The sequence below is a fragment of the Micromonospora echinospora genome, assembly GCF_014203425.1.
GTDB lineage: Bacteria > Actinomycetota > Actinomycetes > Mycobacteriales > Micromonosporaceae > Micromonospora > Micromonospora echinospora_A.
This window is the reverse complement of sequence record NZ_JACHJC010000001.1, coordinates 2,185,329-2,205,516: the sequence shown is the minus strand read 5'-3', so window position 1 is coordinate 2,205,516 and position 20,188 is coordinate 2,185,329. Positions and strand designations below refer to the sequence as shown.

Genomic DNA, 20,188 nt, shown 5'->3' with positions numbered 1-20,188 from the left:
CCGCGCCGGGTCGGCTTACTCGTCGGCCGCCGGATCAACGGGCCGGACGCCGCAGCCGCAACGCCTGGGCGATGTAGTCGAACCCGGTGACCACGGTGACCACGACAGCCGCCCCCATGATCCACGGGCCGATCGCGGCGAGCGCCTCCGGCATCGGCCAGAGGTACCAGGTGATCGCCAGGATCTGGAGCGCCGTCTTGACCTTGCCACCCCGGCTGGCGGCGATCACGCCGTGCCGGATCACCCAGAAGCGCAGCGCGGTGATGCCCAGCTCGCGGGCCAGGATCACCGCTGTCACCCACCAGGGCAGCCGGTCGTAGACGGAGAGCAGCACGAGCGCGGCGCCGGTGAGCGCCTTGTCGGCGATCGGGTCGGCGACCTTGCCCAGCGAGGTGACAAGCTCGAACCGGCGGGCGATCCAGCCGTCGATCAGGTCGGTCGCCGAGGCCACCGCGAAGATCAGGCAGGCGGCCATCCGCCAGCCCCCGTGGGTCATGGCGGACGCGACCACGGTGGCCGCGAAGACGGGCACCAGCACCAGGCGCGCGCCGGTGAGCAGGTTCGCCGCGTTGAGCAGCGGTACGGGGGCAGCCGCCGTCGACTCCGCTCCCGTCATGTCCCGCATCGCCCCACGTGGCTTCCCCGCTCCGTCCGGGCCCGCCGTCACCGTACCGCGCCGGGCGCCGCCGAGATCATCTCATCCGGTACGGCGACCAAATCGACACCCTCGGTCGCTGTGACAGTGGCCCGGACCAGATCACCGGGGCGCAACGCGGCCAGGTCGACGCCGCCGCCGTCCGGCGCGACGAGCGTGGTCGATCCGTCGACCTCGGGCGCCTGATGGGCGGCCCGGCCCTCCACGACGCCGTCGGCGACCGAGTCCACGAGCACCTCCACCGTCGCGCCGAGGCGCTCCTCGGCGCGCTGCGAGCACAGTTCGTCGGCCAGCGCGCTGAGCCTGTCGTACCGCCGCTTGATCGTGGCGGCGGAGACCTTGCCGGTCAGCCCGGCGGCCTCGGTGCCGTCCTCGTCGCTGTAGTCGAACATGCCGATCGCGTCCAGGCGCGCCTCGGTCAGGAACCGGACCAGCTCGGTCACGTCCTGCTTGGTCTCGCCGGGGAAGCCGACGATGAAGTTGCTGCGCGCGCCCGCGTCCGGCGCGAGCGCGCGGGCGGAGGCGAGCAGCTCCAGGAACCGGTCGGTGGAGCCGAAGCGCCGCATCCGGCGCAGCACCGGCTCGCTGGAGTGCTGGAACGACAGGTCGAAGTACGCGGCCACGCCGGGCGTGGTGGCGATCACCTCGACCAGGCCGGGCCGGGTCTCGGCGGGCTGGAGGTAGCTGGCGCGTACCCGCACGATGCCGTCGATCGCGGCGAGCTGCGGCAGCAGCTTCTCCAGCGCGCGCGGGTCGCCCAGGTCCTTGCCGTACGAGGTGGAGTTCTCGCTGACCAGCACCAGCTCGCGGACGCCGGTCTTGGCCAGCCACTCGGCCTCGGCGAGCAGCTCGTCCGGGGTACGCGAGACGAACGCCCCGCGGAAGGCCGGGATGGCGCAGAACGCGCACCGCCGATCGCAGCCACTGGCGAGCTTCAGCGAGGCGACCGGGCCGGTGTCGAGCCGGTGCCGCAGCACCTGCCGCAGGTGCGCCGGGGTGTGCGCGTCGGTCTGCGGCGCGACCCGGGCCGGGGTGCCGTGCCCGGGCAGCGACACCGCCGCGTCGCGGCGCTTCACCGGCGTCAGCGGCAGCAGTTCCCGCCGGTCGCGGGGGGTGTGCGCGCCGATCGCCTCGCCGGCGAGCACCGAGTCGAGGCGGGCGGCGATGTCCGGGTAGTCGTCGAAGCTGAGCACCGCCTGCGCCTCGGGGAGGCTGTCGGCCAGCTCACGGCCGTACCGCTCGGCCATGCACCCGGCGGCGACCACCTTCGCGCCGGTGTCGGCGGCGGCGAGCAGCGTCTGGATCGAGTCCTGCTTGGCCTTCTCCACGAAGCCGCAGGTGTTCACCACCACCACGTCGGCGCCCTCGCCGTCGGTGGTCACCTGCCACCCGTCGGCATGCAGCCGGGCGGCCAGCTCCTCCGAGTCGACCTCGTTGCGGGCGCAGCCGAGAGTCAGCAGGGCGACCCGGCGCCCGTCGGATTGCGGGGTGGAGGAGGTGGCAGACACCATCCGAGGGTACCGGGCCGGTTCCGCACCGCCACGCCGCCCGTCCGGCGCGCTCAGCGGGCGGGAGCGGCCACGCGGGCCAGCCGGTCGAGGAGGAACACCTCCGTACCGGCCAGGCCGGTGGAGCAGAAGACCGAGACCTGGTCCGCGCCGGTCCGGCCGGGAACCGCCCCGGCCAGCACCGCGCCCAGGTCGCGCAACCGCCCGGCGTACGGCTCGACGGCGGCGAGCATCGGCGGGACGTACGCGGCGGCCTGCCCCGGCGAGTCGGTGACCAGCAGGTCGGCGGCATCGAGCAGGTCGGGGCCGAACTCGTGCCGGTCGGTCTGCTTGAAGCCGACCGTGTTGACGTGCGTGCCGGGCGCCAGGTCGGCAGCGTCCAGCACCGGGACGGTGCTCGTGGTGGCGAGCACCACCACGTCCCGGTCGCGCACCGCGGCGGCGGCCGAGCCGACGGCGCGGGCCGGCAAGCCCAGCTCGGCGCGGACCCGCGCGGCGAACGCCTCCCGCCGGGCCGCCGAGCGGCTGTGGACGGTCACCTCGCGCAGCGGCCGGACCGCCGCCGCTGCCCAGACCTGGGTCCACGCCTGCCGCCCGGAACCCACCACGCCGAGCGTGGCGGCGTCCGCGCGGGCCAGCGCGTCCACCGCCACGCCACCGAGTCCTCCGGTACGCCGGGAGCCCAGTTCCTCGCCGACGGCGATGGCGCGTACCGCGCCGGTGCTCGCGTCGTGCAGCACGACGAGTTGACCGCTCTCCGGGTGGCCGAACGTGTCGTACGAGCGGAAGCCGTACCACTCGCCGGTGAGGTGCCCGGCGGTGAGCACCATCCGGCCCCCGCCCAGCGGCGCGGACGCCCGGGGCGGGGCGATGAGCCGCCCGGCGTACGCGGCCAGCAGCGCGTCCCGCATGGCCGCGACGGTGAGCGGGGCGTCCACGGCGGCCGCGACGTCGTCGTCGGAGAAGAGCAGGGTCATGCGGTCAATCCTGCAACCTGAAGTTGACGTCAACTCCAGCCGAGGTGGGCTTTCTCACCCCGCCACCGGTGCGGCCCGGCCGGTGCTACCGTCGGCCACGACGGCCCACGGGCCGTCCCGGACGAGTGGTGGGCGTACCCGGTCAGGCCAAGACGCCCCGCGTGACCTAACCGTCGCCCGGCCCGCTCCGCGCCGGGCCCGCCCGTCAGAGGTGATCTCATGGCCTGGCTCGTACTGGTGCTCTCCGGACTCCTGGAGACCGCGTGGGCGATCGCGCTCGATCGCAGCGCCGGCTTCACCCGTCCCCTCCCCTCCGCCGTCTTCGCCGTCACGCTCGTCGGCAGCATGGCCGGCCTGGCGTACGCGCTGCGCGACATCCCGGTCGGCACCGGATACGCGGTGTGGGTCGGCATCGGGGCGGTGGGCACCGCGCTGGTCGGCATGCTCGCGCTGGGCGAGCCGGTGAACCTGCCGCGCGTCGCCTGCCTGCTGCTGGTGGTCGCCGGCGTGATCGGGCTCAAGCTCTTCGGCTGATCACCCGCATCCGGTTTGGACGATGCGACGCCCGGGGTACCCGGTCTCCCGTTGACCGACAGAGCGATCATCACGGAGGACCCCATGGCCGACATGCACGCCAGCGCCCGTCCGCGCAGCAACGCCGCCCGGATCTGCACGATCGTCGCGTTCGTCTTCGCGGCTCTCGCGATCTTCCTGTCCCCGCTGATCTTCGGCGTGCTCGGCCTGATCCTCGGCATCGTCGGCGCCGTCCTCGGCGACAAGCCGCTGGGCTGGTACGCCGCCGCCGCGAGCGTGGTCGGCGCGATCATCGGCGCCGTGCTCGTCGCCGCGCTGCTCAACTGACCCCGAACCGCCCACGGTGGCCCCCACCGGACGGTGGGGGCCGCCGTGGTCCGTCGTGGGTCGTCAGTCCTCGCCGCCGCGCAGGCCGGCCAGGACCTCCTCCAGCTCGTCCGGCTTGACCAGCACGTCGCGGGCCTTGGAGCCCTCGGACGGCCCGACCACGCCCCGCGTCTCCATCAGGTCCATCAGCCGGCCCGCCTTGGCGAAGCCCACACGCAGCTTGCGCTGGAGCATCGAGGTCGAGCCGAACTGCGAGGTGACCACCAGCTCGACCGCCTGCACGAGCAGGTCCAGGTCGTCGCCGATGTCCTCGTCGATCTTCTTCTTGCTGTCCTGCGCCGGGGCGAGCACGTCCGGACGGAACTCCGGCTCCCGCTGGTCCTTGCAGAACTTGACCACGTCGGCGATCTCGCGCTCGGTCACCCAGGCGCCCTGGATGCGCTGCGGCTTCGACGCGCCCATCGGCAGGAACAGGCCGTCGCCGCGGCCGAGCAGCTTCTCCGCGCCGGGCTGGTCCAGGATGACCCGCGAGTCGGCGAGCGAGGAGGTGGCGAACGCCAGCCGGGACGGCACGTTCGCCTTGATCAGGCCGGTGACCACGTCGACCGAGGGACGCTGGGTGGCCAGCACCAGGTGGATGCCGGCGGCCCGGGCGAGCTGGGTGATCCGGACGATGGAGTCCTCCACGTCGCGCGGCGCGACCATCATCAGGTCGGCCAGCTCGTCCACGATCACCAGCAGGTACGGGTACGGCCGCATCTCCCGCTCGCTGCCCGGCGGGGCCTTGATCTCGCCGTTGCGCACCTTGCGGTTGAAGTCGTCGATGTGCCGGACGCCGTTGGCGGCGAGGTCGTCGTAGCGCATGTCCATCTCGCGCACGACCCACTCCAGCGAGTCGGCCGCCTTCTTCGGGTTCGTCACGATCGGCGTGACCAGGTGCGGGATGCCCTCGTAGCCGGTCATCTCGACGCGCTTCGGGTCGATCAGCAGCAGCCGCACCTCGTCCGGCGTGGCCCGGGTCAGGACGGACACCAGCAGCGAGTTCAGGCATGACGACTTGCCCGCGCCGGTCGCGCCCGCGATCAGGATGTGCGGCATCTTCGCCAGGTTGGCCACCACGTAGCCGCCCTCGATGTCCTTGCCGAGCGCCACCACCATCGGGTGGTGGTCGCTGGTCGCGGCCCGCGAGCGCAGCACGTCACCGAGCGACACGTTCTCCGGGTCGGTGTTCGGGATCTCCACACCGACCGCGCTCTTGCCCGGGATCGGGCTGAGGATGCGCACGTCCGGCGACTTCACCGCGTACGCGATGTTGCGGGAGAGCTGGGTGATCCGCTCGACCTTCACGCCCGGGCCCAGCTCGACCTCGTAGCGGGTGACCGTCGGCCCGCGGGTGAAGCCGGTGACCGCGGCGTCCACGTCGAACTGCTCGAAGACGCCGGTGAGCGCGGCGATCACCTCGTCGTTGGCCTTGCTCCGGGTCTTCGGCGCGGCGCCGCTGCCGAGCATGTTCGCCGGCGGCAGCGTGTAGTCGCCGGCCAGCCCGGTGAGCGCGAGCTGCTCGGCGCGGGTGGGCAGCGGCGAGTGCTCCGGCGGGTCGACCGGCTTGCGGTTCGCCGGCACGCGCGGCGTCTTGCGCGGCAGCACGATGGTTTCCTGGAGGTCGACGCCGGCCAGCTCGTCGTCCGGGTCCAGTGGCTCCAGCGGCGAGGACAGCCGCTTCGCCGGCCGCTTGCGGGCCGGTTTCGCCGCCGCCTCGGCCTCGGCTTCCTCCTCGTCGTCCTCGGGCACGCCCGAATCACCGCGCAGGCCCAGTCGCTCCGGGATCTTGTTGATCGGGGTCGCGGTGACCACGAGCAGGCCGAACACCAGCAGCAGGAGCAGCAGCGGCATCGCCACCCAGGCGGTCACCGCCGACTTCAGCAGGTTGCCCACGCCCGCGCCGAGCAGACCGCCGGCGTAGTCGCGCTGGACCTCGTCGACCGGGTTCTGCCCGATGTGCAGCATCGAGGCGGTCGCCAGCATCATCGAGCCCCAGCCGACCAGGCCACGGCCGCGATGCTCCGGGTCGGCCGGGGTCCGCATCAGCCGCCACGCGCCGACCATGAACAGCACCGGCAGAATGATCGAGATGGCGCCGATGAACAGCCGTACGGTGTCGGCCAGGTGCCGGCCCACCGGCCCGGCCCCGCCGCCCCAGATGCCCACCGCGCTGAGGATGGCCAGGCCGAACAGCAGCAGCCCGGCGCCGTCGCGGCGGTGCTCCGGATCCAGCTCCCGGGTGGACGCGGCCTGCCGGCCGGCGGCCCGGAACGCCCAGCCCACCGTGTGGGCCAGCCCCATCCAGACAGCGCCCGCGGCCCGGCCGACGAACGCGGCCGGAGCCGGCCCGCGGCGCGCCGGCCGCCGCGCCGGTTTCCGCGCCGCCGCCTTCTTCGCCGGCTGACGGGCGCGGTTGTTCGTGGTGCCACGCGGCGACGCGCCGCGCCGCCGGCTCGCCTGAGAGGTACGCCCCGCCATAGAGTCACGGTAACGGCGGCACCCGGTGGAACGCCGCTTTTCCGGGTCGTGTCCGCGCGTCGCAGCACGGGTCGGACCGTCGTTTGTGTTATTCGCCTCAGAAGGGATGCCCGATGGCGTCGCCGGAGATCGAGGACGGTCCGGACGGTCCGCTGACCGGACACCCGCAGGCGCTGCGCCCGCTGACCGGCGAGCTGATCGCCGCCGTGGCGGCCCACCGGGGGTACGCGGTGGTCGAGGAGCCCGACGGCGCGCTCGTGGGCCGCTGGGAACGGAACCTGATCTGGTTCCACCGCCGGGGCGCGGCCGGTGAGCTGCTCCAGGTACGCACCGTCGTCGCGCGGCACTTCGGCATCGAGCACGTGCCCGAGCTGCACGTCTTCTGCAACATGTGGAACCACGACCGGCTCTGGCCGAAGGCGTACGTGCACGTCGCCGACGACGGGTCGGCCCAGATCTGCGGCGAGGTCACCACCGACCTGGAGCGCGGGGTCACACCGCACCAGCTCGACCGGCTGGTCGACTGCGGTGTCACCACCGGCTGCCAGCTGGCCGCCGCCGTCGACGAGCTGACCGGCGGGACGCTCCGATGACCACGGCCCGCGACCGAGGGCTGGCCGCCGCGCTCGCCGACGCCCGGGACCGGCCCGACGGCGAGGAGCGCTGCGCCGAGCTGGAGCGGATCGCCTCCCGCGCGGACGCCACCGGTGACCCGCGTACCGCCCTGTCGGCGCGGTTCGCGCTGGTCGAGGCGTACCTGCACCTGGGTGAGCGGTGGCGCACCGTGGAACCGGTCCGGCGGATGCGGGAGACGGCGGCCCGGCACCCCGGGCTGCTGGACGCCCGCCCCGACGAGCTGACCCGGCTGCGCCGGCACCAGCGGCAGGCGGTGGAGGCGCTGTTCGGCACGCCCCGGGTCGGCCTGGACCAGGCCCGGTCCCTGTTGGACGCGCTCGCCGGGGAGCTGGGCGAGGACGCCGCGCCGGTCGCGGAGCTGCGGTGCCGCGTCGCCGACCACCTCGGCGACGAGCCGGCCGCCCGGCGGGCGTACGAACGCTGGTCGGCCGCCGACGCGGCGGACCCGGTGGGCGGCTGTCCGGGCTGCGCCCCGGCTCGACGGGCCGAGCTGCTGGCGGGCTGGGGCGAACCGGAGGCGGCGCTGGCGGCGCTGGCGCCGGCGCTGACCGGCTGGGTCGTGCCGCAGGCACCATCGACCCGGCGGGGCGAGCGGGAGGCCGCCGCGGCCGCGGCCGGGGCGGCGGTCTGCACCGATCAGCCCGAACGGGCGCTCGCCGTGGGACTGCTGCCGTGGCTGCGGGTCGGCGCGGTGACCGAGGCGGCCCGGGCGCACGTGCGCGCGTACCGCCGGCACCGGCGTGAGCGGGCCGCGTTCGGGCTGCTCGCCACGCACCTGCGCTTCTGCGCGCTGGGCGGCTACCTGCACCGCGGGCTGGAGGTGCTGACCGAGCAGCTGCCCCGGCTGGACCACCCGGCCGACGACCTGTCCGCGATGGAGTTCGCGGCGGCCGGCGCGCTGCTCTGCGGGCTGGCCGCCGAGGCCGGGCTCGGCGGGCGGCGGATCCACCGCCCAGGGCACGGTTCGCGACCGGCGGCCGAGGTGGACGTGGCGACACTCGGGGCGCAGCTCCAGGCGCTGGCCACGGCGCTCGCCGGCAGCTTCGACGCCCGCAACGGCACCGGGCACCAGTCCGGCCGGATCGCCTCCTGGCTGGCCGAGCGGCCGCTCGCCGCACCGGTCTCGCTCGCCGCCGAGAGCGAGTTCGACGAGGAGCCGGAACCGGACCCGGCCGAGCCCGGTCCGCCCGGTCCGGAGGAGCCGGCCCCGCTGGACGCGGCGCTGCTCGCCGCCGCGCTCGACGCCCGGGGCGAGCCGTACACGGTGGAGCCGGACGGCACACTCGTCGGCCGGTGGGGCGAGGCGACGATCCAGTTCCGCCTTCTCGGCCGCCGCTGTGACGTGCTGCACGCCCGGGTGGTGGCGGCGCGCACGCTGCCGGCCGAGCGGCGCGCCGAGGCGTACGCGTTCTGCAACGCCTGGAACCACGACCGGCTGCTGCCCGCCGCCTACGTGCACGAGCCCGGCGACGGGACGCTGGTGCTGGCCGCGGGCGTCTCCACGGACCTGTCCTGCGGGGTCGCCCCGGCGCAGCTGGAGGTGCTGGTGGCCGCGGCGGTCCGCACCGGCGCCGCGTACGCCGAAGCGGTCGCCGCCCTGGCCTGACCCGCCGCCCCGACCTGCCGACCGGCCGACCCGCTACGCGGCGCGGCCCCCGATCACCGGGCGGTGGTGGTCGGGGGCCGCGGTCTCGGTGCGGCGGTCAGCGGGCGGAGAACGCCAGCGTGTACTCGCCCGAGCCGGACAGCCCGGTCACCCGGTACCGGTAGGCGCCGGCCGGGCCCTCGGCGGTCAGCCGGGCCACGCCGTCGGCGCTCGTGGCGCGGGCCACAGTGCGGAACGCGCCATTGGTGAAGCGTTGCAGCTCCAGCGTCACCCGGACGCCGTCCGGCGCGGCCAGGCACGCCTCCTGGGTGCCGCCCGGCACCCGGAAGAAGCGCCCGTCCGGCTGCACCTGGACCCGCCCGGCGGCGATCGGGCCGGTCCGGCTCACCTGGCCGGCGCACTCGGTGTCGCCGGCCGGCGGAGTGGGCGGGACGGTCGACGGCGGGGTGGTCTCCCCGCCACCGGCCGGCGGCTGCGTCGGGGCCGGCTGGCCACCGGCGGTGACGAGCGTGAGGTTGTTGCGCTGGAGGATCTCGTTGACCGGCTGGAAGAACGTGACCCCGCCCCGGGTGCAGTCACCGGAGCCGCCGGAGGTGACGCCCTGCGCCTGGTCGCCGGAGAGCCACGCGCCGCCGGAGTCGCCCGGCTCGGCGCAGACGTTCGTCCGGGTCAGCCCGGTGACCGTCCCCTCCGGATAGTTGACAGTGGCGTTCTTGGCCTGGACCAGGCCGCAGCGGGTGCCGGTGGTGGAGCCGGAGCGGCAGATCGAGGCCCCGACCGGCGCCTCGGTGGAGCCGTTGACCGCCACCGTGCTGCCCTCGTTGAAGTCGGTCACCACGCCCTGCGGCGTCCAGTCGCCGTTGACCCGCACGAACGCCCAGTCGTCGCCGGGGAACGAGGAGGCCGCGAACGTGCCCTGGGCGACCCGGTTGGATCCGGTGGTGCGGTCCCCCGGCCGGCCGCAGTGCCCGGCGGTGACGAATCCGCCCACCACGGAGAAGCCGACCGAGCAGCGGCCCGCGTTGTTGATGAAGAAGGCGTCGCCGCCCCGCACGTCGAACAGCGGACGCGGGGCCTCGTCGGCGGTGCGTACCCGGACCATCGTGGTCTTCGACCCCGCGGCGGCGGCGAACCGTCGGCCGTCGGCCTCCGCGCCCGGACGGGCGACCACCACTACCGCGTTGTCGGTCACGTCGACGTACCAGCCGGCGATGTCCGGGCTGGCCGCGCCGCCCGCAGCGTCGAGCCGGGACTTCACCGCGTCCAGCTCGGCGACGCCGCGGGCGACCCGCTTCGGGACCGCGCCGGCGGCCCTGACCCGCGCCTCGCCGGCCGCGTCGGCCACCGCCACGGTGAGCGTGGCGCCGTCCGCGCTGAGCTAGCTGCCCCCGTACCCGGCGCCGAGTTCGGCACGCAACCGGGTGAGGGTGCCGGCCGCCCACCGCTCGGTGCGCAGTCGCTTCACCGCCTGGTCACGGGTGAGCGAAAGGTCGCGGCCCATCGCGTCCAGGACCTCCGGGGCGACGCCGTCGGTCACCGGCGCGGCCCGCCGGGGTTCCTCGCCGGCGAACGACGGTACGGTCACCGCCGCCGTCAACCCGGCCGCCGCCACCAGTACGCCGATGGCTGTCATCCGTCTGCGGTCCATCCGCCACGCTCCTCCCGGCCGGCGCAGGGGCACGCCGGCCGTCCCGGAGTACGGAGACGGACGCCGATCGGATGAGGGTTACCGGAGGGTTTCGACGCGGCGTGTCGGGACGTACCCGAAAAGCGACGGCGCCGGTCCACCGTGGACGGTGGACCGGCGCGCGGCGCGGTCGGGTCAGACCTCGACGACGGTCGGGACGATCATCGGCCGCCGGCGGTAGGCGTCGTTGACCCAGCGTCCCACGGTGCGGCGGACGATCTGCTGGAGCTGGTGCGGGTCGGTGATGCCGTCCGCGGCGGCCCGGTTCAGCGCCTCGGTGACCAGCGGGATCACCGCGTTGAACGCGGCCTGGTCCTCGGAGAAGCCCTTCGCCGAGACGGTCGGCCCGGCGACCACCTTGCCGGTGACCGAGTCGACAACGACCGTCGCGGCGATGAAACCGCCGTCGCCGAGGATCCGGCGCTCGGTGAGCAGCGACTCGCTGACGTCGCCGACGGCGAGACCGTCGACGTAGACGTACCGGCTCTTGACCCGCCCGACCACGCTGGCGCGGCCCTCGACCAGGTCGACCACGTCGCCGTCCTCGCAGAGCACGACCCGGTCCGGCGCGACGCCGGACTCGATGCCGAGCCGGGCGTGCGCCCGCAGGTGCCGCCACTCGCCGTGCACCGGCATCAGGTTGCTCGGGCGTACGACGTTGAGCAGGTAGAGCAGCTCGCCGGCCGGGGCGTGGCCGGAGACGTGCACCTTCGCCACGTCCTTGTGCACCACCACGGCGCCGGCGCGGGCCAGCCGGTTGATCACCCGGTAGACCGACGTCTCGTTGCCGGGCACCAGCGAGGACGCCAGCACCACCGTGTCGCCCGGCGCGATGGTGATGTGCCGGTGGTCGCCGCTGGCCATCCGGCCCAGCGCGCTCATCGGCTCGCCCTGTGAACCGGTGGACATCAGCACGATCTGCTCGGGCGGCAGGTTGGTGGCCTCCTCGATGCCGACCACCAGGCCGGCCGGGATGTTGAGCAGGCCCAGGTCGCGGGCGATGCCCATGTTGCGGACCATGGACCGGCCGATCAGCGCCACCTTGCGGCCGTGCTCCGCCGCCGAGTCGAAGACCTGCTGCACCCGGTGCACGTGCGAGGCGAACGAGGCGACGATGATCCGCCCCTTGGCCTTCGCGAAGATCGAGTCCAGGACCGGGCCGATCTCCCGCTCCGGCGTGACGAAGCCGGGAATCTCCGCGTTCGTCGAGTCCGACAGCAGCAGGTCGACGCCCTCGGCGCCGAGCCGGGCGAACCCGGCCAGGTCGGTGATCCGCCCGTCCAGCGGAAGCTGGTCCATCTTGAAGTCGCCGGTGTGCAGCACCAGGCCGGCCGGCGTACGGATGGCCACCGCCAGCGCGTCCGGGATCGAGTGGTTCACCGCGAAGAACTCGCACTCGAACGGGCCCAGCCGTTCCCGGCCGCCCTCCCGCACGGTCAGCGTGTACGGCTGGATCCGCCGCTCGGCCAGCTTCGCCTCGACGAGCGCGAGCGTGAACTGGGAGCCGACGAGCGGGATGTCCGGCTTGTGGGCGAGCAGGTACGGCACCGCGCCGATGTGGTCCTCGTGGCCGTGCGTGAGCACGATCGCCTGCACGTCGGCCAGCCGGTCCAGGATCGGGGCGAAGTCGGGCAGGATCAGGTCCACGCCCGGCTGCTCGACATCGGGGAACAGCACCCCGCAGTCGACGATGAGCAGCTTGCCGTCGTACTCGAAGACGGTCATGTTCCGGCCGATGGCGCCGAGTCCGCCGAGCGGGATGATCCGCAGGCCGCCCTCGGGCAGTGGCGGGGGCAGCTCACCCTCGATGTGCGCCTCGGTCACGCGTCACCTCATTCTGCGACGCCGTCGCGCGGCGTCCGTCGTGTCGTTTGTTCATTCGGGCAGGGGCAGGCCCGCTGCGGCGCAGTCGGCGCGCAGCTGGGCCAGTTCGTCGCCGGTGGCGTCCACCAGCGGCGGTCGCACCGGGCCGGCCGGGCGGCCCTGGGCCGCGAGACCCGCCTTGACCAGGATCGTGCCCTGGGTGCGGAAGATGCCGGTGTAGAGCGGCAGCAGTTGCCGGTGCAGCGCGAGCGCGCCGGCGTTGTCGCCCGCCACGAACGCGTCGATCATCTGCTTGGTCAGCGCGCCGGTGAAGTGGGTGGAGGTGCCGACCACGCCGACCGCGCCGACCGACAGCATCGGCAGCGTCAGCGCGTCCTCGCCGCTGTAGTAGGCCAGGTCGGTGCGGCTGAGCACCTCCGCGGTGGCGAACAGGTCGCCCTTGGCGTCCTTGACGGCGACGATCCGGCCGTGCTCGGCCAGCTTCACAAGCGTCTCGGTGGCGATCGCCACACCGGAGCGGTGCGGGATGTCGTAGAGCATGACCGGCAGGCCGGTGGCGTCCGCGACGGTGGTGAAGTGACGCAGCAGCCCGGCCTGCGGCGGCTTGTTGTAGTACGGCGTCACCACCAGCAGGCCGTGCGCGCCGGCCTTCTCGGCCTGCGTGGCCAGCTCGACGGTGTGCCGGGTGTCGTTGGTGCCCACCCCGGCGACGATCCGGGCCCGGTCGCCGACCGCCTCGACCACGGCGCGGATCAGCGACTCCTTCTCCGCGTCGGTGGTGGTCGGGGACTCGCCGGTGGTGCCGTTGAGGACCAGCGCGTCGTTGCTCTGCTCGTCCACGAGGTATTCGGCCAGCCGGACGGCGCCGTCCAGGTCCAGCCCGCCGTCCGGCGTGAACGGGGTCACCATGGCCGTCATCACTCGCCCGAACGGGCGCGACGCGCCCTGGCCCGGGTCGGTGGAGTGGTCGTGCGTCATGTTCACAACCTAGCGGACGACCACCGGTGGCCCGGCGGCGAAGGGTGACGAGTCACTCGGCGTACGGGGAGGCCGCCACCTCGGTGCCGTCGGCCAGGGTGGAGATCACGAAATCGGCGAAGACGTTCGGCGCGACACCCTTGAGCTGCCGCAGGCACTCCACCGCCAGCTCGCGGATCTCCACGTCGGCGTGCTCGGTGGCGCGCATCTTGACGAAGTGCCGCCACGCCCGGTAGTTGCCGGTCACCACGATCCGGGTCTCGGTCGCGTTCGGCAGCACCGCCCGCGCCGCCTGGCGCGCCTGCTTGCGGCGCAGCGTCGGGTTGGGCTCGTCGGTGAAGCGGGCCTCCAGCCCCTCCAGCAACTCGGTGTACGCCCGCACCGCCGCGTCGGTGGCCTCGACGAACTTCTTGTGCAGCTCCGGGTCGTCGGCGATCACCGACGGCTCGACCATCGCCGCGTCCCGCTCCGGCACGTACCGCTGGGAGAGCTGCGAGTAGGAGAAGTGCCGGTGCCGGATCAGCTCGTGCGTGAACGAGCGCGACACGCCGCTGAAGTAGAAGCTCACCGAGCCGTGCTCCAGCACGCTCAGGTGGCCGACCTCCAGGATGTGCGCCAGGTAACCCGCGTTGGTGGCGGTCGCCGGGTTCGGCTTCTTCCAGCTCTGGTAGCAGGCCCGGCCGGCGAACTCGGCGAGCGCCTGCCCGCCGTCGGCGTCGGTGGACCAGGGCACCTCGTCCGGCGCCTGGAACTGGGTCCACGCGATCAACTTGACCTGGGGCTGCACCATCTCCGGCATTCCTGCGACTGTAGTTGGCCCGCGCCCGGCGCGGAAATCGGGCACGCGGCAGCGCCGCCGCTCCAGATCTGGAGATCTTGGTAGGAGAAGGCCCCTATAGGGGCGCTACGCTTCCAAGATCTCCTCTCGTCCCGCCTTGCGGGACATCGATCCTGACTAGCGGGAGTGGTGCGACAGCGTCGGTGAAGCCGCCGGTGCGGTACGCGACCAGCCGCGTCCGGCGGGAGGCTAGACGTAGAGCGAGGTGAAGGGGGCCCAGGGCAGGTTGCGGGCCACCGAGAAGACCCCCCAGGCGGCCAGGAACAACCCGATGGCCTTGGGGCTGAACCGCGGCTCCGGCAGCTTCCAGCCGAACGCCCGGTTGCCGGCCCAGGCCACGAAGAGCCAGGTCAGGAACGGCAGCGCGAACACGAACAGGAAGTGGTGCCGGGCGGCGGCCGGCAGGTCACCGTGCAGCACGTACCAGAGCGCACGGGTGCCGCCGCAGCCCGGGCAGTCGAGCCCGGTGGTGAGCTTGAGCAGGCAGGTCGGGCGGGCGTCCGGGTCGCTCTGGGTCGGGTTGCTGATCAGCGCGTACGCCAGGCCGAGGACGACGCAGCCGAGCGCGGCCAGCGGCACCGCCCAGCGCGGGGCGCGGGCGTGCAGGCGCAGGACCATGCGGGTGAACCGGTCGGTCTCGACCGGCTGGTACGCGACCGGGTAGGGCCCCTGCCACGGCCCGTCGGGCGCGCCGGCCGGAGCGTGCGGCCCGGCGTGGACATGCGGCTCAGTGTGGGCGTGCGGCCCGGCGCCCGAAGGCGGCCCGGCGTGGGCGTGTGCCCCGGCATGCGCGAGCGAGGGCGCCGACGGGTGCGGGTCGGCGTGCGGGTCGGGCTCGGTGGCAGGCCGGTCAACGCTCGTCACGCGCTCACCGTACACCCGCCACGCCCACCAGCGCGGCGGCCAGCGGCGCCGCCAGATCGCCCGCCGCCGGCGGGGCGACCGCGTCCAGGCCGAGCCAGCCGGCCAGCCGGTACAGCTCGGCGGCGAGCGCCACCGCGGTCTCCCCCGGGTCGGCGCCCGGCTCGACCCAGGCGGCCGGCACCAGCAGCACGCCGGCCTTCCGGTCCGCCTTGAGGTCGACGCGGGCGGTGAAACGCTCGCCCTGGCGGAACGGCAGCACGTAGTAGCCGTACAACCGCTTCGGCGCCGGCACGTAGATCTCGATCCGGTAGGTGAAGCCGAACAGCCGCTCCGTGCGCGCCCGCTCCCAGACCAGCGGGTCGAACGGGCTGACCAGCGTGTTCCCGCGTACCCAGCGGGGCATCCGGGCGTCGGCGTGCAGATAGGCGGGATGCCGCCAGCCCTGCACCGTGACCGGGGTCAGCTCGCCCGCCTCGACCAGCTCGGCCACCGCCTGCCGCGCCCCGGCCACCGGCAGCCGGAAGTAGTCGCGCAGCTCCGGCTCGGCCGCGACGCCGAGCGACCGGGCCGCGATCGAGACGAGAGTCCGGTACGCCTCGGCGTCGGTCGGGGTGGGCGCGTCCAGCACGGCGGGCGGGAGCACCCGCTCGGGCAGGTCGTAGCGGCGGGCGAACGAGTTGGTGCGGTCGGCGGCGGCGACCTCGCCGGCCCAGAACATGAACTCCAGCGCCCGCTTCACGACGGACCAGTTCCAGCCCCAGTTGCCGGTCTCGCGAGGCGCGTCGTGCTCGATCTCGGCGGCGGTCAGCGGGCCCCGGGCGGCCACCTCGTCGCGGACCCAGGCGAGCAGCCCGGGCTGCTCCTCGGCGATCTGGCGCATGCCGCCCCACGCCTCGTCGCGGGCCTTCGCCATCCGCCAGCGCAGCATCGGGTGCAGCCCGACCGGCACCAGCGACGCCTCGTGCGCCCAGTATTCGAACAGCTCACGCGGGCGGCGGTAGGCGGCGGTGTCCAGCAGCGCGGTCGGGTAGGGGCCGAGCCGGCTGTAGAGCGGCAGGTAGTGCGCCCGCTGGAGCACGTTCACCGAGTCCATCTGGATCAGCCCGACCCGGTCGAGCACCCGGCGCAGATGCCGCCGGGTGGGCACGCCGGTGGGCGCCGGGTCGGCGAAGCCCTGTGCGGCCAGGGCCACCCGGCGGGCCTGGGCGAGGGAGAGCGATTCGGCCATCGTCGGCGACCCTAATCCAGCGGTCCGACACAATGCCGGACGCGCCGGGCGGGAGCGGCGGCTGGACCGATCGCCCGCCGGGGCATAGAACGGACAGGTGCTCACCATTCGCCGGGAGGAACCGGACGACGCCGAGGCGATCGCCCGGGTGCACGTCCACGGCTGGCAGGCCGGTTACGCCGGGATCATGCCCGCGGAGGTGCTGACCCGGCTGAACCCGCGCGCCTGGGCGCAGCGCCGCCGCGACCTTGGCACCGCTGACCCGGAGCACCCGTTCACCACACTCGTCGCCGAGACCGGCGGGACGATCGTCGGCTTCACCACGTTCGGGCCGTACCGGAACAACCAGGACCGCGACGACCTCGACCCGGCCCACGGCGAGCTGGTGGCGATCTACCTGGAGCCCGCGCACTGGGGCTCCGGCGTCGCGCGGACGCTGCTCGCCGCGGCCCGCGACGGCCTGGCCGAGCGGGGCTGGACCGGGTATCGGCTCTGGGTGCTCGCCGACAACGCCCGGGCGCGCCGCTTCTACGAGCGGGCCGGGCACTCACCGGACGGTGAGGAGTCCACCTATCCGGTGCCGCTGTCCGGCGGACGCGCCCCGATCCTGCTCCGCGAGCTGCGGTACACCACCGGAAGCTGACCCGGCCGGCACGTCACCGCCGGGACGCGCGCCACCCGTCGGCGTGAGCCAGCGGCGGATCGGCAGCCCGAGCAGCAGCGCCAGGCTGATCCACACGTACGTGTTGCTGCCGAGGAAGCCGTCCACGCCGGTGAAGTCCTTCTCCCAGGACCAGACGATCCGGCTGCACAGCAGCGCGTACCCGATCAACGCGGCGGCCAGCAGCAGACGGCGTCGCCGGCTGCGGGCGGGCGCCGCCATGCCGTTGTCCACGAGCAGGATCAGCCCGGGCAGCAGCCACACCAGGTGGTGCACCCAGGTGACCGGGCTGACCAGGCACATCACGGCGCCGGTCAGGGCCAGGCCGGTGGCCTCGTCGCCGGCGGCCACCGCCGCCCGCGACCGCCACCCCCAGACCACCAGCGTCACGAGTACGAGCAGCAGCCAGGCGATCGTGCTCGGGTGCTGCGGGTCGAGCCGGGCCACCACGCCGCGCAGCGACTGGTTGGAGACGAACGCCAGCTCGCCGACCCGGTCGGTGTTCCACAGCGCCTCGGTCCAGAACTCGCGGGAGGCGTCCGGGAAGAGGCCGGCGGCCACGAGCGTGGCGACGGCGGCCGTGCCGACAGTGGTCAGAGCGGCCCGCCAGCGGCCGGTGACCAGCAGGTAGACGATGAAGATGCCGGGCGTCAGCTTGATCGCGGTGGCCAGGCCGATGCCCACACCCGCCCAGCGGCTGCGCGCCGGCAGCAGCCACAGCAGGTCCACCGCCACCAGGAACAGCAGCAGCATGTTGACCTGGCCGAAGTTGACCGTCTCCCGCATCGGCTCGTACGCGGCGGCCAGGCAGAGCGCGACGGCGAGGGCGAACCAGCGGGTCCAGCCGGAGCGGCGGGCGACCGGGTCCAGCAGCCGCCAGATCACCACGGCGCTCGCCAGCACCGTCAGCGTCACGCTCACCACGATCGCGGCGCTCCACGGCAGGTACGCCATGGGCAGCATCACCAGCGCGGCGAACGGCGGGTAGGTGAAGCCGTACTGGGTGCCGGACCGCAGGAAGTCGTAGATCTCGCCGCCGTCACGCGCCCAGTAGGTGAGCGCGCCGTAGTAGACCTGGAGGTCGAAGAAGCCGTGCCGCACAGCCGCCACGGACAGGAACACGGTGACCGCCGCGGCGAGCGCCACCACGGCGACGGCCTGCGTGATCGTGCGCCCGGCACCCTGCGCCACCGTCACCCTCCTCGCCCTGCGTAGGCTCACGTGCCATGGCTGCAGGCTACGTCCGGCCCGCGCGTCCCGAGGACGCCGGCGAGATCGCACGCGTCCAGCTCGCGACCTGGCGGGTCGCGTACCGCCGGATCCTGCCCCGGCACGTGCTCGACAACCTGGACGAGGCGTACCTCGCCCGGCGGTGGAGCGCTGCGGTGCAGGAGCCGCCCTCGGGCGCGCACCGGGTGCTGGTCGCCGTCGAACAGGCGGCGCAATCCTATCTGGTGGGGTTCATCGCCTCCGGTCCGGCCGACGCCGAGGCGCTCGCTCCCGGCGAGCCGACCGAGGCGCTCGCGCCGGGCGTCGCGGCGGTGACCGACCTGCTGGTGGAGCCCCGGTGGGGGCGGCGCGGGCACGGCAGCCGGCTGCTCGCCGCGGCGGTCGAGCACTGGCGCGCCGACGGCCTGACCCGGGCGGTGGCGTGGGCGTTCGACGCCGACGCGGCGACCCGCAACTTCCTCGGCTCGACCGGCTGGGAGGCGGACGGCGCGACCCGCGCGCTGGACGTGGACGACATGCTCGTCCCCCAACTCCGCTTCCACGTGGCAGTCCCGGAATCCGCCGAGGAAAATCCTTCAGCCGACCGATGAGTTCCCGCCCGGCCGACGGTCCACCCTGTCGTGGGTGGGGTGGCGGTCACGGCACGGGGCGGGACCGCCACCCCGCCCCGCCCACCCACCTCGGGCCAAGCTGATCATGAGGTTGACGGCCTTTTCGATCTTCCCCACTGCCGCCAACCTCATGATCGCCGGGGAGCCGCGGAGGGCGTAGAGGGCGGGTGGGCGGTCAGGCTGGGCGGAGTTCGGCTACCAGCTCGTCGTCCTCCATGGCGCCGGTGGGGTGGAAGCCCAGTGCGGTGTAGAGGGCGGCGGCGGGCTTGTTGTCAGGGTGGTAGCTCAGGCGGATCGGCTCGCCCGCCTCGGCGAGCCAGTCGGCGAGCGTCCGTACCGTGGCGCGGCCCAGGCCCCGGCCCTGCTCTGCGGCGTCGATCACCATGCCGCCGATCCAGCGCGACCCGTCGTCGTCCACGCCCCACATGACGTGCCCGACGACCTTCTCGTCGGCGTAGACGGCCAGCGAGTTCCAGACGTCCGAGCGCTCGGTGAGCAGCAGGTAGCGGGCGGCCAGCGCGGCCACGAAGGCGCGCTGGCCGTCACGCGGCGCGACGTCCGCGACGGCCCGCCAGTTGTCGTCGTCCACCGGCCGCAGCGTCAGCCGGCGGCCGGTGCGGTCGGAATGCCCGGAATCGATCATGGGGAGCAGCCTAGGTCGCCGCCGCCGACCAGGCAAAAAGGTTTTCGCAGCGGGCCCGGGCACGACAGCGCCGCGCCCGCCACGGGTCAGTCGAGCAGGGCGTCCAGACCGACGGTCAGACCGGGCCGGCGGCCCACCTCGCGGACCGCGAGCAGCACGCCGGGCATGAACGACACCCGGTCGTACGAGTCGTGCCGGATGGTCAGCGTCTCACCCGTGGTGCCGAACAGCACCTCCTGGTGGGCGACCAGGCCGGTGGCGCGTACCGCGTGCACGCGTACCCCGTCGAGGTCGGCGCCGCGGGCGCCGGCCACCTCGTCGCGGGTCGCGTCCGGCACGGGCCCCAGCCCGGCGTCGGCGCGGGCCGCGGCGATCAGCCGGGCGGTGTGGGTGGCGGTGCCGCTCGGCGCGTCCAGCTTGCGCGGGTGGTGCTGCTCGATGATCTCCACCGATTCGAAGTGCCGGGCCGCGCGCGCGGCGAACTGCATCATCAGCACCGCGCCGATGCCGAAGTTCGGGGCGATCACCACGCCCACGCCGGGCCGCCCGGACAGCCACTCGCGCACCTGGGCGAGCCGCTGCTCGGTGAAGCCGCTGGTGCCGACCACCGCGTGCACGCCGTTCTCGACGCACCAGCGCAGGTTGTCCATGACCGCGTCGGGGGCGGTGAAGTCGACGACCACCTCGGCGCCCGCCTGCGCCACAGTGGCCAGGTCGTCACCCTGGTCGACGGCCGCCACCAGCTCCAGGTCGGCGGCGGAGTCGACCGCCTTGCAGACCTCCATGCCCATCCGGCCCCGGGCACCCAGCACACCGACCCGGGCCACCGTGTTCTGCTGCTCAGTCACGGGCCACAACCTA

General features: G+C 74.0%; 20 protein-coding genes and 1 riboswitch. Of the genes, 6 read left to right on the top strand and 14 right to left on the bottom strand.

Translation table 11 applies throughout. From position 1 onward, the window contains the following. Nucleotides 1–34: 34 nt before the first annotated feature. From pgsA to FHU28_RS10505, 3 genes are read right to left on the bottom strand one after another with little or no spacing between them, the layout of a single operon-like run. Complete coding sequence (gene pgsA / locus FHU28_RS10515; protein WP_184683236.1) at nucleotides 35–616, bottom strand: CDP-diacylglycerol--glycerol-3-phosphate 3-phosphatidyltransferase; 582 nt, start codon at nucleotides 614–616, stop codon at nucleotides 35–37. Between the two features lie 47 nt (nucleotides 617–663). Continuing rightward, nucleotides 664–2,166: a 30S ribosomal protein S12 methylthiotransferase RimO gene (gene rimO, locus FHU28_RS10510; RefSeq protein WP_184683234.1), complete on the bottom strand. Its 1,503-nt coding sequence runs from the start codon at nucleotides 2,164–2,166 to the stop codon at nucleotides 664–666. A gap of 50 nt (nucleotides 2,167–2,216) precedes the next feature. After that, nucleotides 2,217–3,140 carry an ornithine cyclodeaminase family protein gene (locus FHU28_RS10505; RefSeq protein ID WP_184683232.1) on the bottom strand — a complete coding sequence of 308 codons (924 nt, stop codon included), beginning with the start codon at nucleotides 3,138–3,140 and terminating at the stop codon, nucleotides 2,217–2,219. A 96-nt stretch (nucleotides 3,141–3,236) separates the two neighbouring features. Beyond that, nucleotides 3,237–3,302, top strand: a riboswitch (guanidine-III (ykkC-III) riboswitch). A gap of 57 nt (nucleotides 3,303–3,359) precedes the next feature. On the opposite strand from FHU28_RS10505, the gene FHU28_RS10500 reads away from it, so the two are divergent. Both FHU28_RS10500 and FHU28_RS10495 read left to right on the top strand, forming a co-directional pair. Continuing rightward, entirely contained in the window at nucleotides 3,360–3,674 is a 315-nt protein-coding gene (locus FHU28_RS10500) for a DMT family transporter (protein ID WP_116504820.1), read from the top strand. Nucleotides 3,675–3,758: 84 nt separating this feature from the next. After that, nucleotides 3,759–4,001 carry a hypothetical protein gene (locus FHU28_RS10495; protein ID WP_013474454.1) on the top strand — a complete coding sequence of 81 codons (243 nt, stop codon included), beginning with the start codon at nucleotides 3,759–3,761 and terminating at the stop codon, nucleotides 3,999–4,001. 63 nt (nucleotides 4,002–4,064) lie between these two features. Here the strand turns inward: FHU28_RS10495 and FHU28_RS10490 are convergent, their stop codons facing one another. Next, nucleotides 4,065–6,521, bottom strand: a complete 2,457-nt coding sequence (locus FHU28_RS10490; protein WP_184683230.1) for a DNA translocase FtsK — start codon at nucleotides 6,519–6,521, stop codon at nucleotides 4,065–4,067. A 113-nt stretch (nucleotides 6,522–6,634) separates the two neighbouring features. On the opposite strand from FHU28_RS10490, the gene FHU28_RS10485 reads away from it, so the two are divergent. After that, a complete protein-coding gene (locus FHU28_RS10485) occupies nucleotides 6,635–7,114 on the top strand; it encodes a type III secretion system chaperone family protein (RefSeq protein WP_184683228.1) in 480 nt (159 codons plus the stop codon). After that, on the top strand, nucleotides 7,111–8,763 hold the full coding sequence (locus FHU28_RS10480; protein ID WP_184683226.1) for a type III secretion system chaperone family protein: 1,653 nt from the start codon (nucleotides 7,111–7,113) through the stop codon (nucleotides 8,761–8,763). Before FHU28_RS10485 ends, FHU28_RS10480 begins: the two co-directional genes overlap by 4 nt. 97 nt (nucleotides 8,764–8,860) lie before the next feature. Here the strand turns inward: FHU28_RS10480 and FHU28_RS32520 are convergent, their stop codons facing one another. From FHU28_RS32520 to FHU28_RS10450, 7 genes are all read right to left on the bottom strand, one after another. Continuing rightward, nucleotides 8,861–10,114 carry a S1 family peptidase gene (locus FHU28_RS32520; RefSeq protein WP_311773562.1) on the bottom strand — a complete coding sequence of 418 codons (1,254 nt, stop codon included), beginning with the start codon at nucleotides 10,112–10,114 and terminating at the stop codon, nucleotides 8,861–8,863. Nucleotides 10,115–10,141: 27 nt separating this feature from the next. Further along, the gene (locus FHU28_RS33330) at nucleotides 10,142–10,411 is read right to left on the bottom strand and encodes a hypothetical protein (RefSeq protein ID WP_260412872.1); all 270 of its coding nucleotides are present in this window, start codon (nucleotides 10,409–10,411) and stop codon (nucleotides 10,142–10,144) included. Nucleotides 10,412–10,585: 174 nt separating this feature from the next. Continuing rightward, nucleotides 10,586–12,274: a ribonuclease J gene (locus FHU28_RS10470; protein ID WP_184683224.1), complete on the bottom strand. Its 1,689-nt coding sequence runs from the start codon at nucleotides 12,272–12,274 to the stop codon at nucleotides 10,586–10,588. Between the two features lie 51 nt (nucleotides 12,275–12,325). Beyond that, nucleotides 12,326–13,252, bottom strand: a complete 927-nt coding sequence (gene dapA, locus FHU28_RS10465) for a 4-hydroxy-tetrahydrodipicolinate synthase (RefSeq protein WP_184683222.1) — start codon at nucleotides 13,250–13,252, stop codon at nucleotides 12,326–12,328. A gap of 52 nt (nucleotides 13,253–13,304) precedes the next feature. After that, nucleotides 13,305–14,042, bottom strand: a complete 738-nt coding sequence (gene thyX, locus FHU28_RS10460; RefSeq protein WP_184689410.1) for an FAD-dependent thymidylate synthase — start codon at nucleotides 14,040–14,042, stop codon at nucleotides 13,305–13,307. Between the two features lie 237 nt (nucleotides 14,043–14,279). Continuing rightward, a complete protein-coding gene (locus tag FHU28_RS32265) occupies nucleotides 14,280–14,969 on the bottom strand; it encodes a DUF2752 domain-containing protein (protein ID WP_184683220.1) in 690 nt (229 codons plus the stop codon). After that, nucleotides 14,959–16,182, bottom strand: coding sequence for a winged helix-turn-helix domain-containing protein (locus FHU28_RS10450; RefSeq protein WP_184683218.1), 1,224 nt, complete (start codon nucleotides 16,180–16,182; stop codon nucleotides 14,959–14,961). Before FHU28_RS10450 ends, FHU28_RS32265 begins: the two co-directional genes overlap by 11 nt. A gap of 97 nt (nucleotides 16,183–16,279) precedes the next feature. On the opposite strand from FHU28_RS10450, the gene FHU28_RS10445 reads away from it, so the two are divergent. Continuing rightward, nucleotides 16,280–16,825: a GNAT family N-acetyltransferase gene (locus FHU28_RS10445; RefSeq protein ID WP_184683217.1), complete on the top strand. Its 546-nt coding sequence runs from the start codon at nucleotides 16,280–16,282 to the stop codon at nucleotides 16,823–16,825. On the opposite strand, the gene FHU28_RS10440 is transcribed toward FHU28_RS10445, so the two are convergent. Then, the gene (locus FHU28_RS10440; RefSeq protein ID WP_184683215.1) at nucleotides 16,730–18,034 is read right to left on the bottom strand and encodes a glycosyltransferase family 87 protein; all 1,305 of its coding nucleotides are present in this window, start codon (nucleotides 18,032–18,034) and stop codon (nucleotides 16,730–16,732) included. The two genes, FHU28_RS10445 and FHU28_RS10440, sit on opposite strands and share 96 nt — an antisense overlap. A gap of 35 nt (nucleotides 18,035–18,069) precedes the next feature. Between FHU28_RS10440 and FHU28_RS10435 the strand changes: the two genes are divergently transcribed. Then, entirely contained in the window at nucleotides 18,070–18,663 is a 594-nt protein-coding gene (locus FHU28_RS10435; protein ID WP_184683213.1) for a GNAT family N-acetyltransferase, read from the top strand. A gap of 196 nt (nucleotides 18,664–18,859) precedes the next feature. Here the strand turns inward: FHU28_RS10435 and FHU28_RS10430 are convergent, their stop codons facing one another. Further along, on the bottom strand, nucleotides 18,860–19,327 hold the full coding sequence (locus FHU28_RS10430) for a GNAT family N-acetyltransferase (RefSeq protein WP_184683211.1): 468 nt from the start codon (nucleotides 19,325–19,327) through the stop codon (nucleotides 18,860–18,862). 86 nt (nucleotides 19,328–19,413) lie between these two features. Beyond that, nucleotides 19,414–20,175 carry a 4-hydroxy-tetrahydrodipicolinate reductase gene (dapB, locus tag FHU28_RS10425; RefSeq protein WP_184683209.1) on the bottom strand — a complete coding sequence of 254 codons (762 nt, stop codon included), beginning with the start codon at nucleotides 20,173–20,175 and terminating at the stop codon, nucleotides 19,414–19,416. Nucleotides 20,176–20,188: the final 13 nt, after the last annotated feature.